Source organism: Clostridium ihumii AP5 (genome assembly GCF_000612845.1).
Classification (GTDB): Bacteria; Bacillota; Clostridia; order Clostridiales; family Clostridiaceae; genus Clostridium_J; species Clostridium_J ihumii.
This window is the reverse complement of record NZ_CCAT010000049.1, coordinates 38,276-54,729: the sequence shown is the minus strand read 5'-3', so window position 1 is coordinate 54,729 and position 16,454 is coordinate 38,276. Positions and strand designations below refer to the sequence as shown.

At 29.5% G+C, this 16,454-nt stretch carries 21 protein-coding genes; all 21 read right to left on the bottom strand.

Translation table 11 applies throughout. From position 1 onward, the window contains the following. Positions 1 to 602: phage tail protein (locus tag BN346_RS10525; protein WP_162472037.1), on the bottom strand; the 602-nt coding region annotated here is incomplete at its 3' end. Between the two features lies 1 nt (position 603). Further along, positions 604 to 1,248 carry a putative phage tail protein gene (locus BN346_RS10520; RefSeq protein ID WP_040328460.1) on the bottom strand — a complete coding sequence of 215 codons (645 nt, stop codon included), beginning with the start codon at positions 1,246 to 1,248 and terminating at the stop codon, positions 604 to 606. Next, positions 1,241 to 2,362, bottom strand: a complete 1,122-nt coding sequence (locus tag BN346_RS10515) for a baseplate J/gp47 family protein (RefSeq protein ID WP_040328459.1) — start codon at positions 2,360 to 2,362, stop codon at positions 1,241 to 1,243. Before BN346_RS10515 ends, BN346_RS10520 begins: the two co-directional genes overlap by 8 nt. A gap of 7 nt (positions 2,363 to 2,369) precedes the next feature. Continuing rightward, a complete protein-coding gene (locus BN346_RS10510; protein ID WP_040328458.1) occupies positions 2,370 to 2,810 on the bottom strand; it encodes a DUF2634 domain-containing protein in 441 nt (146 codons plus the stop codon). After that, positions 2,803 to 3,141 carry a hypothetical protein gene (locus BN346_RS10505; RefSeq protein WP_040328457.1) on the bottom strand — a complete coding sequence of 113 codons (339 nt, stop codon included), beginning with the start codon at positions 3,139 to 3,141 and terminating at the stop codon, positions 2,803 to 2,805. Before BN346_RS10505 ends, BN346_RS10510 begins: the two co-directional genes overlap by 8 nt. Then, on the bottom strand, positions 3,131 to 4,096 hold the full coding sequence (locus BN346_RS10500; protein ID WP_040328456.1) for an XkdQ/YqbQ family protein: 966 nt from the start codon (positions 4,094 to 4,096) through the stop codon (positions 3,131 to 3,133). Before BN346_RS10500 ends, BN346_RS10505 begins: the two co-directional genes overlap by 11 nt. Before the next feature lie 12 nt (positions 4,097 to 4,108). Beyond that, positions 4,109 to 4,792, bottom strand: a complete 684-nt coding sequence (locus tag BN346_RS10495; protein ID WP_242838423.1) for an SH3 domain-containing protein — start codon at positions 4,790 to 4,792, stop codon at positions 4,109 to 4,111. Between the two features lie 55 nt (positions 4,793 to 4,847). Next, positions 4,848 to 5,402 (bottom strand): hypothetical protein, encoded by a 555-nt coding sequence (locus BN346_RS10490; RefSeq protein WP_040328454.1) that lies wholly within the window; start codon positions 5,400 to 5,402, stop codon positions 4,848 to 4,850. A gap of 37 nt (positions 5,403 to 5,439) precedes the next feature. Next, positions 5,440 to 9,288 (bottom strand): phage tail tape measure protein, encoded by a 3,849-nt coding sequence (locus BN346_RS10485; protein ID WP_051540283.1) that lies wholly within the window; start codon positions 9,286 to 9,288, stop codon positions 5,440 to 5,442. Positions 9,289 to 9,574: 286 nt separating this feature from the next. Continuing rightward, positions 9,575 to 10,003 (bottom strand): phage tail assembly chaperone, encoded by a 429-nt coding sequence (locus BN346_RS10480; RefSeq protein ID WP_040328449.1) that lies wholly within the window; start codon positions 10,001 to 10,003, stop codon positions 9,575 to 9,577. Positions 10,004 to 10,053: 50 nt separating this feature from the next. Next, the gene (locus tag BN346_RS10475; RefSeq protein ID WP_040328448.1) at positions 10,054 to 10,470 is read right to left on the bottom strand and encodes a phage tail tube protein; all 417 of its coding nucleotides are present in this window, start codon (positions 10,468 to 10,470) and stop codon (positions 10,054 to 10,056) included. A 17-nt stretch (positions 10,471 to 10,487) separates the two neighbouring features. Further along, complete coding sequence (locus BN346_RS10470; RefSeq protein ID WP_040328447.1) at positions 10,488 to 11,921, bottom strand: phage tail sheath family protein; 1,434 nt, start codon at positions 11,919 to 11,921, stop codon at positions 10,488 to 10,490. Next, positions 11,922 to 12,125: a YqzN/YkzM domain-containing protein gene (locus tag BN346_RS10465; protein ID WP_040328445.1), complete on the bottom strand. Its 204-nt coding sequence runs from the start codon at positions 12,123 to 12,125 to the stop codon at positions 11,922 to 11,924. It abuts the gene before it with no gap. A gap of 10 nt (positions 12,126 to 12,135) precedes the next feature. Then, entirely contained in the window at positions 12,136 to 12,960 is an 825-nt protein-coding gene (locus tag BN346_RS10460) for a DUF6838 family protein (protein WP_040328444.1), read from the bottom strand. A gap of 3 nt (positions 12,961 to 12,963) precedes the next feature. Beyond that, positions 12,964 to 13,386 (bottom strand): hypothetical protein, encoded by a 423-nt coding sequence (locus BN346_RS10455; RefSeq protein ID WP_040328443.1) that lies wholly within the window; start codon positions 13,384 to 13,386, stop codon positions 12,964 to 12,966. Between the two features lie 28 nt (positions 13,387 to 13,414). Next, positions 13,415 to 13,798 (bottom strand): hypothetical protein, encoded by a 384-nt coding sequence (locus tag BN346_RS10450; protein WP_040328442.1) that lies wholly within the window; start codon positions 13,796 to 13,798, stop codon positions 13,415 to 13,417. After that, on the bottom strand, positions 13,798 to 14,118 hold the full coding sequence (locus BN346_RS10445) for a hypothetical protein (RefSeq protein ID WP_040328441.1): 321 nt from the start codon (positions 14,116 to 14,118) through the stop codon (positions 13,798 to 13,800). Before BN346_RS10445 ends, BN346_RS10450 begins: the two co-directional genes overlap by 1 nt. Positions 14,119 to 14,120: 2 nt before the next feature. Next, entirely contained in the window at positions 14,121 to 14,330 is a 210-nt protein-coding gene (locus tag BN346_RS10440) for a DUF7210 family protein (RefSeq protein WP_040328439.1), read from the bottom strand. A gap of 60 nt (positions 14,331 to 14,390) precedes the next feature. Continuing rightward, a complete protein-coding gene (locus BN346_RS10435) occupies positions 14,391 to 15,419 on the bottom strand; it encodes a major capsid protein (RefSeq protein WP_040328438.1) in 1,029 nt (342 codons plus the stop codon). A gap of 24 nt (positions 15,420 to 15,443) precedes the next feature. Then, positions 15,444 to 15,800 (bottom strand): hypothetical protein, encoded by a 357-nt coding sequence (locus BN346_RS10430; protein WP_051540281.1) that lies wholly within the window; start codon positions 15,798 to 15,800, stop codon positions 15,444 to 15,446. Positions 15,801 to 15,829: 29 nt separating this feature from the next. Continuing rightward, positions 15,830 to 16,453: a phage scaffolding protein gene (locus BN346_RS10425; protein WP_040328437.1), complete on the bottom strand. Its 624-nt coding sequence runs from the start codon at positions 16,451 to 16,453 to the stop codon at positions 15,830 to 15,832. Position 16,454: the final 1 nt, after the last annotated feature.

The following is a 16,454-nucleotide window of genomic DNA, read 5'->3' as shown; positions in this document are numbered from 1 at the left end:
TCTTTCGTCATATCTTCCAAATGCGACTCAACTGACTTATTATCATTGCAGTTAATATCCTCTGCTTTAAGCTCTATTGCTCCTGTTTTAGAATTTACACTTTCAACTGGAACTTTTATATTTTCTATTTTTTTATTTAAATTATCTATATCTTCCATAGTTGCTGTAATAAGATTAGACTTTATTTTTAATGTAACATTTTCTGCATTACTAACTTCTAGTATTGTTCTGATTTTTAATTCCTTTGTTGCTCCATCATCAATTACAGGCTTATATGTTTCAGGATATTTTGCTATTAGTATTAAGTTTCCTTCATCATCTAGTGCCCCTACTTCCCTAATAGTAAAACCACCAACATCACTTGGAATAACTGTTTCTATTTTAATCCAATTGGGATTCTGTTCATCTATAGCAATTAAATGTATGTTGCCTCTCCAAACCTCATGTACTAATTCTTCTTGACTCTCTGTAGGATTATAATAATTGCCATTTGAATCTCCTACAACTAAGGTTGTAAGATTTATTTTTCTCCCATATATACTAGCATTAGCTAGTTTTGCCTTACCTACATTAGTTAGAAGTGTATAAAATTGTTGAGCCATATTAAATAATCTCCTTTCTAGGATATATAACTATATTTTCTAGTCCTGTATTATGTCCCATAGCTATATTTATCTTTCCTTTTGATTCTATTTCTCTAGGTGACCAAGGATACACTGTTACTTCTTCTCCACAAAGTGTTGCTGCACCTAAAAATATTTTATTTCTATTTATTGATGTTAACTTATATCTAACCCCTAAATGAGAAGGTTTTACTCTAATAACTTCCTTATACATTTCCTTTAAATCAATTGGGAATCCTACATTGCTTTCTAAGTTTATTTCAAACACATAAGGTGCTACATCTTCTACAATGTCTATTTTAGCTTTAGTATAATTTGAAATTATAATAGCCATTTGATGTGGATTTATTATTTTATTTTTGCTCTGTAGTCTAGAAATTACTTTTGCCCTTCTTATATCTATATTTTCATTAAGATTACTTGATATATTTAATCTTTTTTCCCATATAACAAGACCCCATGTAGCAGTTTGAGGGAAAAATTGATTTAAAATCTCTTCTGTGAGTTCTATATTGTCATCTAATTCACTTCCAATAGATTCATAGATTAATTTCATTAATTTATTTTTTTCATATACAGGAGATACACTTGAATACATTTCTTGTGCTTTAACTGATTTAAACATTAATAACATCTCCTACAACAGCTACTTGATCTACTAATGTTATATTACTAGTTCCATCATTTATTTTTAATTCACTAAAATCTTCTATCCCTTCATTTGTAAGGATATACAAGCCTACAATAGAATGAATCGCATTATAATTAACTACTCCATTGATTTTTATTTTCTTTAGATAATTAGCGATTTTAATTTCTATATCGTCTAGTAATATTTCTGTATTAGAATTGTTACTAAACTTGAATTTAGCTTTTACATTAATTTTTAAAATACTTGGTGTGCTAATGGTAACTTTAGCACCTATAGGAGCCTTTCCTTTTCTGTTTTCTCCTTCCTTTTTATCTGGATGAATATATTCTTTAACTCTCTTTAATAAATCTTCATTGGCCACTTGATAATTTTTATCTAAAATTAAAACCTTAACAGTTCCTGGACCATTCCATTCTTCTATAACATAAGCTTGGCCAACTCCATCTACTTCTTTTGCCCAACGCTCATAATCACTATCTGAACCACTTAGAAAATCATTTTGTTCTGCTTCCATAATTCTCTCTCTAAAATGTTCTTCATCTTCAATATTTGTTCCACCTATAAGATCATCTTCATTTGTAACTTCTTTTATGCCATTTATTTGACTTACCAAAACATTTATTGTGTTTGCTTTAACATTTCCTATAATACCTGGTATTAAACATCTTATTTTAACAACTACTTCTCCTGTTTCATTTATTGGGGCTGATTCTATTGTTTCAAACTCAATGGCTTCTTTTACGTCATCAGAAATTGTTGAAATTCTAGATCCATTTGGAATAAAAGTATTTGGATTCCCTTTGAATTTTACATATCCCATTGATTTAGTAGGTGGATTTTTAAATTTGCCTTTAGTTTCTCCTATATATTCAAGATACTTTCCTGTGGAACTTTGTGTAAATGCTAATTCTAAAATACTTTGCATATCTATATTTTTAATTCTAGCTATCTCTTCAGCACTTGGTCTAGTTGCATCCCAGAATATATCACCTTCCAATATACTTATATCTTTAGGTGCTTTATTCAACATTCTCTCATGTATATTTTCAGTTGTTTCCTTTAAAATATCTGGAATATTTATATCCATTTATCAATCACCCCACTTTCTCAGTATTCATTAGAGTTTTAGTTTCATTATCTATAGTTGTAACTTCATATGTGTAAAAAACTTCTCCATTTCTCCAGTCAAAAGAAAAAGAGTCAACACTTTGAGTAAATGGATGAACCATTAAAGCCTCTCGTGTAACTCTTTTAATTTCAAGCTCCATTGCTTTTTTATCTAAACTAGTAGATCCTATAATATCTTTACCATATAAATTTGAATATGCTTCATACTTGTATCTTGCTGTCATCATAGCCTTTTGACACCATTGTATATATGAATCAAACTCGTTCAGCAATTTAATTGAACCATCTGGATTCCTTATAAATTCCCCAGTTTCAAAGTCAATTGCATAAGTTTTTTTCAGTTCTATTGGTGTATCTTCTTTTAAAGTAATTTCTTCTAAACTTCCATCTGGAAACAAGTTATTCATGTGCCTTCACTCTCCCAACTATTATACAATCCTTCCCTAGTTGTGCAACTAAAACTCTATCGCCTACTTTTAACTTTTCAATATTTAAAGGAGTTTTAAAATTATGGCTATGAGTATGTTCTCCTGCTGATTCTGTATTGTATTTATCTTTTAAATTAAGATAATCCAAAACTAAATAATCATTAATTTCTTTTTTAAAGTTATCTAGTTTCAGTCCTGTTGTTGTTAATGTTCCTAATGTAAATCCAGTACCATACATTGCTCCATCAATAGCTTCAGTAGTATTATTATTAATAGTTCTAACTACTTCTTCAAACATATTACTCTCCATAGAACTTCCTCTTAACTCCTTCCCAATTCATTAATGTTAAATCCATACTACCTTTACCACCTAATGTATGTGTAATATCTGTTACATAATATTTAGTGCCATATAAACTAGCTACATCTCCAGCTCTAAGAGTATTTATATCTTGTACACAACTTACATCTATACTGTTTTCTCCTGCCGAAAATAAAGAATTTGCTTTATTTTGTGCATTAGCATAATTTTGTACTTTTTCATCTTGTACAACCTTTTGTATTGTTCCATAACTTTCAGTACCTTTTTTAAATACACCTATAACCGGCGATTTAGTATCTTCCTTATCATTCTTACCTAATACTTTAACTTGCGTTACTGCGCCACTTAAACTGCTTTTATTTTGCACATCATCTAAAATACTATCTAACTTATAAATTACAGAATTTGAACCTAATTTAATTAAATTCAACTTAGTTTCCATTCTAAATTTATAAAGTTCGCCACCCTTTTGAGCTGTTTCTTTAAGGTCCTTCCACATCATACTGTAAATTGATTCTTTCCTTCTATCCTTAGTTAATCCTACTTTTGTATTAACAAAAGTACCTATAGGAATGTTCCAATCCTTACAAAGTAAACTAGCCCTTTGAGTAGCTGTTTGACCGTTTAAACATAGAAATTCATCCTCACTCTCTTCTATATAAACAGTCCTTTCTTTACAGGTTATAGTCATTTTTTTAGTTTTTTTAGATTTATTTACATCCCAAACTATACCACTAAATATCCTAACCTTAGTATTATTACTATTAAAGGCATAATCATATAGTTCTATACTATGTCCTTTAGCAATACCTAATCTTTCAAATTCATCTGTATTTATCAATGAAAGACTTAAAGTATATGCTATTCCATCTATACTTTCTTTAAGTGTTCCACTCTCTGCAGTTAATGTAATTTTATATTTATTTCTTAGTATTAATTCCATAAGCAAAACTCCTTATTTAGTAACATAATCTTGACATATGAATCCACCATGATTCCCCCAAAATACATCAATCCAGTTTCCTTGTGCTCTCCATACTTTTAATTTAGTTCCATTAGTAACAGAACCTATAACAGGATTGCTTGTTCCTGGTCCACTTCTAACATTAAGTACATCTGCAGTAACCCTAACTATATCATTTCTATTAAATTTACTTGATTGAGTAGATCTATTATTTTTAAGAGAACTAGAACTTTTAGATTGAGTATTTAAAGTTTCTATTCTAATATCTCTGTCTGTTCTAAAAGAAATACTAATATATCTATCTCCTACTTCTCCGCCTCTTTCTTCTACTGTAAATTTTGATATATTAACTAATTCGTTAAACTCAAAATCCGTTATGATAAGCCTTACTGGAGATTCTTCATCTTTCCATTTAGTTAATAAATCTATAGCATCTTTAGGATTAGGAATATCTATGTATCTACAATAAGATTCATCATATTCTTTTGGGAAAAATGTATCAAAACTTAACTCAGTTATTTTTTTGCCTTTCTGCGCTAGATCAACTTCTCCAAAATCTAAGATGTCTACAGTAATATATCTTTTTTCTTTTTCTATAAATACTTTTTCAAGTGGATTAACAGGGAAATGAAAAGTTGTCTTATCCTTTTTTAAATATACATCCAAAACAATCACCCCAAATTTAAAACAAAAGCACTCATTCAAATTTTAGAATGAGTGCTTTTAACTATTATTTTTTTCCAAATCCTAATCTTGACATATCATTATTAATTTTATTGAAATTCTCAACTACTTTTTCACTATACATTTTATACTTATCAACTTCTAATTTATTATAAGCTTCTAATGAAAACTTATAATTTTGAGTCATACTAATGCAATCATCTATGAAATTTATAAGATTATCACCTTTTATTTTTCCACTTGAATTTTCTTTATCTAATTCATCCAATATTGACTCGCATACTTTTATTTTTTCTTCTGTATCCTCGCCATCTTTATTTGCAGAAACCAGTTCTATTAAAGGATTAAATATTTCTATTATTTTTTTCGCTTCATTTTGATCATCAGTATATATAATACCTTTTTCTTCAAGCTCCTTTTTTGTAAAGAATTCATATCCACTTAATTTGGAAGCTATCTTCTCATTTAAAGTAAATTCATCATATGGTTTACTAACAGGAAAATTTCCAATTTTATTTATTGTAATACTCATATCAATAATGAAAATTAGCGCAATGACTACTACAACTCCTACAACAAGTGTCTTTTTATTTTTTTTCAAGCCTTTCACCTCCTATTAAATCATACCATAAAATTACTTATTTTTTAATATTAAGCAATGCCTCTTTTAATTTTCTAGCCACTTCTTTAGTAGCCTCTGCTACTATTGTATCTATGTCATCATTACTTTCAACATTAACATTTATATCTCCAAAATTTAATCCACCAATTCCTGCAATTTGAGGTTGTGGAGCTTGTGCAACCTGATATTGTACATGAGGTTGTTTATACACCATTTTATTATCAATTTGTGCAGCAACTTCTCTCTTCATATCATTAACTGATTGCATATGATTCAATATTTTAGTACCTTTAGACATATAAGTTAATGGGTTCCCTTTATGAGCACCTATGATTGGAACTGTTTTTCTATCAGATAATTCCCATCCACGTTCATTTACAGTTGAAAATCCACCTCTATATGAATTTGTTCCACTAGCATTTTCATCTACTTTACTACCAAAACCATATCTTTGTTTCATAACATTTACTGTTGCAGTCCATGCTGTTCCAACTATCTGACCTAAAGTTCCTAATAATCCACCAAGTTTTCCTTCTGCCTCTGTTGTATTTGCATTTACTTTGATATTGTTTTCAGGTTTTAACCTATTTTGTGAATTTTCTACTGTGTTTAGTTTATTATTAGCTGTATCAGTTAGTGCATTAACTGCAATTTCTTTTGAAGGTGGCATTAAATTTATTGCTGTCATAACTTGATCCATATTAGTTATTGCTCCAGTAGCATCACTTTTAATTTCTATAGGAGTTCCATTTAAATTTATTATTCCTGAACGAACACCATCTGTACTTATTTTACGTTTATCTAAACTTGCAACAATTTCATCATTTGCTGATACTATTTGACCTTTTGAATTTACATGTGCACCACTTAATGATTTCATTGCTTCTACAGTACTTGTATTTAAATCTGTATGAGTTTTGCCTAATTTTTCAAGTTCGTTTCCCATTTCGGCTGTATATGCACCACATTTTCTAGAAGTTTCATCATATATTCCTGTTATTTCACCACTATTGGAATCTACTGCTACCTGTAAATTTGTCCATGCTTTCTTAGATGCATCATACACTCTATAATTACCACTTTTAGTTATTTGCTCTATTCCATCATATGTTTCTTTTATTTTATTCATAACTTTTTGTGATGAAATATCTTTATTAGTAAATTCTTCTCCAGTATATTTATTTATTTGACCTTCTAAATTAGGATTTTGTTTATATACTGTATCTAAGTTTGAATTATATAAGTCATTTTGTGACTTTATTTTAGCTGCTTTTGATTTTTCAAGTTCTGTTAATGTTGATTCTAACTTACCTCTCTTAGCTGCATCAAGTTCTGGATTAGATAATTCATTTTTAAGGTTATCTATATAAGTATTATATTTTGCTTTAATATCAACTATGGCATCATCACGCTCTTTTGCAGAATCCTTTAATAATTTTGACGCATCTTTTATGTCTAAATTCTCAGCCCTAGCCTTAAATTCATTTTTAGCATAATTTATTTCATCCTGATTTCCACCAGTTGCTTCAAGTTCAATTCTTGCCCTTTCCTGTTGCTTTTCTTTGATTTGTCTTATATCTTCATCAAGTAACTTTCCATGATCTGCTATTGCCTTTTCTTTTATATTATATATTTCATCTTGTAACTTTTGCTCTGCTGTAACCTGAGTATCATACTTTTGACTAAAATAATCCAATGTTGTCTGTTCTGCTTCACTTATATTTCCATCATCTGCAAACAATTTTTCTAATGCTGAATGAGTTTCTTTTTTCTTTTCTTCTATAGTTTTAATAGAATTATCAAACATTTCTTGTACCTTACTATCAAATTCTATAGATTCTTTTTCGCTTATTGCTCCATCTAAATTAATTTTATTTATAAGTAATTGAAAATCCAATAGAGACTTAGATGATTCTTCAAGTTTCTTTTTAAAATCGTCTCCAATATTTTCTCCAAAATCTTTATATACAAGACCTAACTTCTGCATTTCAGATTTTGATTTAGTTAGATTACCATGTAAACTATTCATTATTTTTTCTATTGGACCTAATTCTTCAACTGTTGTCGATGTAGCTTTTTTCATTAATGAACTATTTGCTTTTACTGCAATTCCAATAGCACCTACAGTACCAATTACTGCTGCACCTGCTGGACTAAATAGTACAGGCAATAATTTACTTGCTAATCCTATAGATTTTATTCCTCCTGCTATTTCAGTGGTTTCTTTTACTACAGAACCACCTTTAAATAACTTAACTACGTTTCCTAAGCCTGAAATTGAATTACTTATAGCACCTACCTTAGAAAATACTGCAATAGATGCTCCTAAGCTACCTAAAGTTATTGCAAGTGATTTTATTGTATCTGTATGATTGCTTATATAATCAACTGTACTCATTATTTTATCTGAAATTGCGGGCATTTTTCCTATAAGCCATGTTATAAATTCTTTTGTATATGGAGCCAATTTAGTAGCTAAGTCAATTTTCATTGTTTCTGCTGCTCCAGAAAGCTCTTCAATTTGTCCTTTTAGATTATCAAGCCTGGTTTCTGACATTGCTTTTGCCGCTCCATCAGAGTTATAGATAGCATTAGTTAATTTATTATAATCTGATTCACTTGCATTTATAATACTTAACATTCCTGACATTGCTTCTTTTCCGAAAAGATCTGCAGCAGCTGCTGCTTGTGTTGCTTCATCAAGACCACCCATCTTTTCTCGAAGCATATCAATTACACTTTTTAATGACTTCATTTTGCCATCTGTATCAGTTAAGGATAAATTATAATTATCCATTACACCAGCCATAGTGTCCGTTGGACTTACCATATTTACTATTGCATTTTTTAGAGCAGTTCCAGCCATTGACCCTTTAATTCCACTATTCGCCATTAAACCTAATGCTATACTTGTATCTTCTGCACTATATTTCATTGCTCCAGCAGTTGATGCTACATATTTAAAAGATTCTCCTAATAAATGTACATTAGTATTTGCATTACTTGAAGCTGATGCTAATATATCTGAAAATTTACCACTGTCACTAGCTTGCATTCCAAATGCTGTCAATGCATCTGTAACTATATCACTAGTCATTGCTAAATCTTCACCACTAGCAGCTGCCAAGTTCATAATACCTTCTATACCACCTAGCATTTGGTCTGTTTTCCATCCAGCCATAGCCATATAATTTAATGCTTCGGCTGATTCTGTTGCACTAAAAACAGATTTTGCACCCATTTCCTTAGCTTTATCTGTTAACTTAACTAAATCTTCTTTTGTAGACTGACTTGTAGCCTGAACAGTACTCATTGCTGATTCAAACCCTGTGAAAGTTTTCATTGCTGAACCAACACCTAATCCACCAAGTGCAACACTACCAGCTAAGCCTATAGTTATTATTTTCTTTGCACCTGTCTTAATCCAACCATTGATTTTATTCTGTGCTTTATTTATTACACTTGTAGCTTCATCTTTAGCCTCTAACTTAACTTTAGCTTTCTTATTTCCTAATTCTTCTGCTTTTGATTTTACTCTGCTTATAGGCTCACTTGCTGTATCATCAGCACTTACTTTAATCTTGTTTTTTTTATTATTTAAATCATCTGATTTGGATTTTATTTTATCTATTGTCACACTTGCAGCATCATTAATTTTTACTTTACTTGTAAATGTCCTATTCAGTTTATCAGTCTTAGATTTTACTTTATCTACAGTAGTACTTGCATTATCCGTAACTTTTATCTTTGTTGTAACTGTTTTGTTTAACTTATCACTTTTAGATTTTACTTTATCAATTGTACTTGATGCATTATCTGTAATTTTAACACTTGGACTAGCTTTTATTTTATCTAAAGCTTTCATTTTTTTCTTTGTACTTTCTGCTATTCTTTCAACTGCAGTAAGTTTAGTTTTAGCTTCCTTATCTCCACTTACGCTAATACCAATTCCAATTCGATATATTTCTTTTTTAGCCAGTTATATCACCTCCTGGCTTTTTCATAAGCTTTATTTTCTTTTTCTATTTCATAGTTTGAAAAGGCGAAGAGAAGTTTCCTCGCCATTTTACTTTTAGACATAACAAAGTCAGGAGACATATTGTGTTTTGTAAATAAATTATAAAGTGCAGTAATACGACCTCCCGACTCTATTAGTTTTTTATGTTTTCAGCATCTTCTATTTCATCATTATATCCACTTAAATCTAGTATTTTGCTTACAAGGTTTGATATTTCACCAGCTAATAATTTTCTTCTAATATATTGTTTGCCATCACTTACATGTTTAGATTCTATTAGTGTTGGATTATCCCAATTAAAATTAGTTGTTGCAGCTACAATTAATCCTGCATCAAATTCAGCACTATTTAAATTTTCTTCCCAAATACCTCTAACTTTTTTTCTAGTAGAACATTCTTTTTTTATAGAACTTATTTCTTTTTCTGTTAATCCTTTAAGTTCTAATTTAATTTTTAATCTGTCTAATATAACTGTTGCAGCTGGCAATTCTTCCTCTTCTACTAATTGCTTTAAGATATCTTCTTCATTCATATCTAAAATTTGTTCCGCTGTTCTATTCATAATTTTATTCCTCCTAAATTTATATCTAATATATTATTTTTTATATTTTATTATTCTGCTACAATAGGATCTACCAATTCAAATCCACTAAAAACAAATGGTATATCTTCTTCTACAACTTCTCCACCTTTAAAATTAATCAAATTAACTTTTGTGGCTCTACAATTTTTAAGTCTTATTCTTTCAAAACCATATGCTTCCGGGTCCTCCAAGCTTGAAAGTAATTCAAACTTTTTGAACCCTTGTTGAATCATTTTACTAGTTACATGGAATCCTTTAATGTTTCCTGAGCCTTTTTTTGCTCCACATTTATAACCAGTCCATTCACTACCACATGTAACAATGTCCTTCATATCCATTTCAACATCTGCAGTACACTCATTTACATGTGATTGCCATTCACCATCCATATATATTTTCCCGTAGGTACCATTACATACTCTACTTGCATCTAATTCTCCTGTCATTTATATCACTATCCTTTCTATTTTTTAACGTATCCTGTTCCATAGATACGTTTTACAACATCAATATAAGTTGCATTCCATTTCCAAAAGAACTCGTCTGATTTTGCCTTTGCTTGAAGCTCTTTATCAATTTCAACTGTAAAGTCATTCCTTATAATTCCTGCATTAGATAATGTTTCAAAGTACTTTTTCAATGCACAGAGAATCAATGTTCTTCCTGTATTGTTTTCTGGATCATTTGTTACTTTCCCAACAAAATCTTTTCGTTTTAAAGATGTATCTCCATCAACAGCATTTAAAAATTTAACTGCTCTAATACTTCCAAATACGTCTGATTTATTATCTGGATAATTCTTTAATGTATTAACATCATCTACAATTATTACATCACTATCATCCTTAGTTAAAACTAAGGTTCCACTATTCAGCGCAGTTTCAATCTCTACTTTAGATAATCTAGGTTCAACTTCATCAAATATAGTTACTTCATTACATAAACTCTCACCTAATCTTTGCCCTGTTCCAAGCGCTGCTACATATACAGCAACCTCAGCTTGATTATATTTAATGCCTTCATAATAGCCATGACAAAATACATTTACTACATCTTCATGATTAAATTCTTTTGACTTACTGTTTGCTTGTTCTAAAGTTTCTTCTTTACTTCCACCTAAAAAAGCTATTATATTTATACCTTCATCTTTATTTCTTATAACCCATTCCTTCACACAATTTTGAAGTGATATATCTGTTACTCCATCTAATGTAAATCCATCTATTCCATAGCTTTCAAAAGCTTTCATAGTCTCCAAATAATGTTTATTTGTAATTGCACTTATACCATCATTTCCACCTGTAAACTTTTTATTTGCTACCTCACCCAATGATCCAGTTGCATTATCAATCTTTTTAGCATTTATATATGTGTTTTCTACATTGCTATTAATTCTTTCAACCACTTCATCTAAGTTGCTATCTAATGCAGTTATAGCAAATAATTGCTTACTTCCTTCAAATAGAATTAAATCCCTTTTATCCTGTGCTATTAAATTTGCTCTTATAGTTATATTAAAATCTCTTGTTGTAGGATATTTACTTTCTAAAACTATAATATCTGCAGGTGCACTTTCACCATTTTTTAAAGTTAATGTTGAACACTTTGCATTATCATCAGTCATTCTATAAAGTAATAATTCTTTTGGATTCCCTAAAAGTGCCAATCTACCCAATCTAAAAGCAGTTAAGTTCATATTTTCTCCAAATTGTTTTTTAAGTTCCTTTTCAGATTTAATAGAAATAACTTTTTTAGTTTCTCCCCAATCCGACTTTACTGGCATTGCTAAAATACCATGTATGCCAGTTCCTATTCTTTCTTCTGCCTTAGTTTCAAAACGATTATAAAACCCTGGTATTTGTGGCCTGTTATTTTCATCCCAATTTCCTGTAGCCATTTATACTACCTTCTTTCCTAAAAATTCTCTTACTTTCTTTTCAAATTCACTTTTAGTAAATTCTTTTTCTTTTAAATTAAATAAAGCACCTGCAACTACTTCTCTTCTGTAGCCAAGTGCTTCACTATTTTTTATAAAATCCTCTATTGGATATTTAGTTTCTATCTTAGTTGTTTTTTCTTCGACTGTAGTTTCTTTCGCCATATTAATCCTCCTATTCTAAATTACCTCTACCATATATTTTTTCTATTGTAGGTACTTCTTTCTGATCTATCATTTTTCTTTTAAAAAATTTTACAGTTAATTGTCCTTTACTTAGCATATCTGCTTCTCTATCTTCTTCTATACTTTCTATAGTTAAATATCTTTTATCCTTAATATCTAAAGGTATCTTTAAATCTGTAATGAGTTTATCTTCTATAGTATCTAATAATTTATTAATTTCATTTTTATTATTACTAACAATATGACATATAAGTGTCTTACTTTCTTTTATTAATGCTGAATTAATACGTTCCTTACTTGTGTTAGATACTCTCCAAAGTATAGATGGATCTTTAAAATTTTTTTTCCATGTATTCTGATAAACTTCAATATCTGTTATTTCTTTTGTAAAATCTTTTAGTGCATCTAACCAAGAGTCTGTATTAATCTCTTCATCATCGTGTAAAGCTATTACAGTAAATTGTAATCCTCTATATAAAGCATCCCATTCTTCATCTATTCCATCTTGACCAACAATTCCATTGAATATACAAGTAAATGTTTCTTTTGTTTTTACATCTTCTATAGTCTGCATATGTAGCGCTTTAATTGCTTTTTCTACAATTTTATCAAGCTCTTTAAATGATGTTTTATCAACATAAAACCATACTTCAATAGTTCTCTTAAATCCTACTGCTTCATTGTTTTTAGTATCATCATTTTGTACTACTACTGCATAAGGTTTAATAGTTTGTTTATTAGGAATGTTAGGTTCATAGCAATTAAGTATTCCTATATCAGACTCTATTAATTTTTGTCTTATTCCATGTCTCATAAATTATCCTTCCCAATACTTTTCTATGACTTTTATTATAAGTTCTTTATTATCTGTAAAAGTATCTTCTAATATTGGCATAGGTTTCATACCTTTAACACTTTTAGCAAAATGTCGTTTTCCTGAAGTATCAACCCAACTTAAAACACTTTTATTAACTGGTACAATAGGCTTTTTAGTTGGACCATATATACCAGTACCTCTTTCTAACCATTCACCATATTCAGTTCCATGTGCTAAATAAAGTTCAATTTCAGAACTACTTCCTTCAACTCCACCATTTATGTTTTGCCTTGCATGGCCTGTTCTATCTTTCCAATAAGCTTTTGTTTTTGCTTGGTTAACTAGCATAGGGCATACAGCATATTCAAAAAAAACTCCCATACCAAATACTTTTTTCTCTAACCATTTATTAACTTCAAACATAAAATCACCTTCTAAATAGTAGATTCCTCTAAGTTCTTTCTAACTCACACATATATCCACATAAAGTATCTTCAATAAATATTGGATATGCACCAATAATCTTCATATGTCCTTCATTACAATCAAATTCAATTTTATTTTTTTCATCAACTGTAATTTCATTTTGATTATTCAATATCATTTTATATTTTGTAGTAGAGTATTCAGTTCCTATTGTATTACTTTCTATTTTTATCTTGTTCTTATCATCTTCTAAATAGATAATTCCCTTATATGTTTTTATACTTTCTATTTTTTCAAAAGCTCCGTCAACTTCTACTCTTTCAATATGTTTAACATTAAATGTAGTTGGATTTACGGCTATCCCTTTATTTATTGCGTTTATTATTTTTTTAGCTTGTAATCTAGCCATCAACAACCATCCACCCTTCTCATGGATGTTTTATATCCTTTAGGTTTAGTTGGTATTAAAGTAGCTTGTTCTTGTAAATAATCATGTTGATAAATACTAGCTAAGTTATTCCAATAGTCCGGATCAGCATTTTCAACTTCTATTGGACCTACTTTAATTTTATTATCTGTATTTGCTTTCATTAAGCATCCACGCCAACTGGCTTTAAGAACATTATTATCATTAACTAATAATAAATTATTAAGTTCTTCATCAGTAAATACAGGGTATTGACTTTCATTTAAATTAATTTTTAATATTTCTAAAGGTGTAAGTTCCATTCTTATTCACCTGCCAATTCTACATATTCCTTTTCTAGCATGTCCTGTGAATTTTCTTTTCTAATTGTAAATTCATCACCTATCTTATAAACTTCTTTATCATACTTAATATTTACTAGTGCTCTTACATTAATAAATTCTTCAATCTTATCTTTTTCATCTTTATTAATTTCTAAATTTTCATTTATAACTTTATCTGATTTACCTGCCATTCGTATCCATCCCTTCTAACCCTTCTAAATTTAAAAGAGTAGTTATATAATTAACTACTCTTAAGCTACTGTACTGAAGAAACATTCATCAGCTTTCTCAAAACTTGGCATTCCTAGTTGTGATACCTTTGTTTCAACTGTTACTGGATCTTCTTTTCTCATTGTTGTTACTGCTACACCAGTTCTAACTATAGAACAATCTAACTTTGAACTATACATTTTGTCAGCTTCTTCTGGTGTTGTTCCATAGTAAGTTGCTCCTAAATTACCATCAGGAATTAATGTTACTTTATTATCCGGAAAATATTGTTCTTCTGTATCATCTTCTAATTTATAAGTTCCACTAACTACTGCTGTAGATATTCCAAGTTTATTCTTTAAATAATTCTTAATCATTTCATCTGTTAAAATTACTCTTCCATCTTTATCAATGTCAAATTTAATAGCCTTATTCTTAGCAATATAACCAAATGTTTTACTTGTTAATACCATTCTAGTTGGTACTGCATATCCTGCATTTCTCATTTTAATTTTCCATCTTTCTATATCGCCTACAATATCTGCCTCTGGATTGCTCCACACTGCATTACCAGTAAGAACTTCCTTATGCTCTGTTGGTACTTCAAAGTCAAATATTACGTCTCCATCATCACTAGTAATATTTATAAACCCATTAGCTAGTGCTTGCATTCTCATACGTTCCATTTGCATATCACCACCATCTACTAATCCAACATAATTATCATAGATTTCTGATAGAATCATCATTAACAATTCTTTATTTTCAGCTTGTGATGCAAGTAATAGTTGCTGTCTATTTTCTTCACTTACAATTACACTTTCCTTAAAGAATGGCATTCTTTTCATTTTAACATCTAATTCTGCTTTTAAAGTTCTTGCCTTAACAGCAACATCAAATGTACTTGGCTTTAGTACTACTGGTTTTTTCTTAGCACCCTTAATATACTTTAAATCCATTCCTAATTGTTTCTTTCTTGGGAATAATGCTTCACCTATTAGCATTTCTGGTGCTAGTTCTTTAATATATGTTGCAATTTCTTTTGAATTTATATAGTCTCTCCAATCCATCAACTTGTCCTCCTTATTTTTTAATTATAGAAACATAAGCATTTTCATAGCTGCTTTAGCTTGTAATGGTATTTCTTTAGGTAATATTTTTTCATTTATGAATCCAAATATAGTTACTGAAACAGTTTCATTGCCATTACTATAAGTAAAGTCCCTATCTTTATAAACTAATCCAAAAGCCTTATCATTAGTAACTGTTGTTCCATCAACTACTTTTCCATCTTTACTAAGTAAAGTACCTGCCTTAAGAACTCCATTAACTAAGCTTGATGTTATATCTGCTTTCTTAACTTTTATAGGCACATTTTGAAATAATTCTCCTGCCATTAGTAATATGGACTTATTTTCGCCCATAATCTTTTCAGTTCTTTCATAACTCATTACTATTTAGTCCTCCTTATTTTATATTTCTATGAAAAAAACTTGCTTTGAGCTTCTGAATTGATATTTTCAGTCTTAGCTTTAGCAAGTGTTCCACCTATACTATTTGTATCTGTTTGTTCATTGTTATTATTGTTGTCACTTCCTATTGTTCCTGTTCCTCCTGGAATATCTTCTGGCTTACTTTCCTTGAATAAATACTTATCTGTTTCATTTAATGATTTAATTTGTTCATCTAATCCTAGGAAGTTATCACCATCAAGACTAACTTTAGATAAATCTAAAGCTTTCTTTAGAATAGCAACATTTTGTGGGTTATAACTTATTAATTTCTTTTCTAACTTAGACTCAAATGTTATCTTCTCCAATTCAACTTTATAGTCATCTGCTGCTTTTTTATTTTCCTTTTTTAATTTTTCTATTTCTAGATTTAATTCCTCATTGTCTTTAACCTTTTCCTGAAGGGTTTCTAAATCAGTATCTCTTTTTTTAATATCTTTTTTATATTGATCTCTTTCTTTTTTTACAGTATCATAGTCCTTTTTCTCAATATAGTTAGTACTGTCTACTAAATCTATATCCTTATATTTTTTCTTTAAATCCTCTGGTATTTGAGCATATGCTGTACCTAAAATTTCATCTAACTTTGGCATT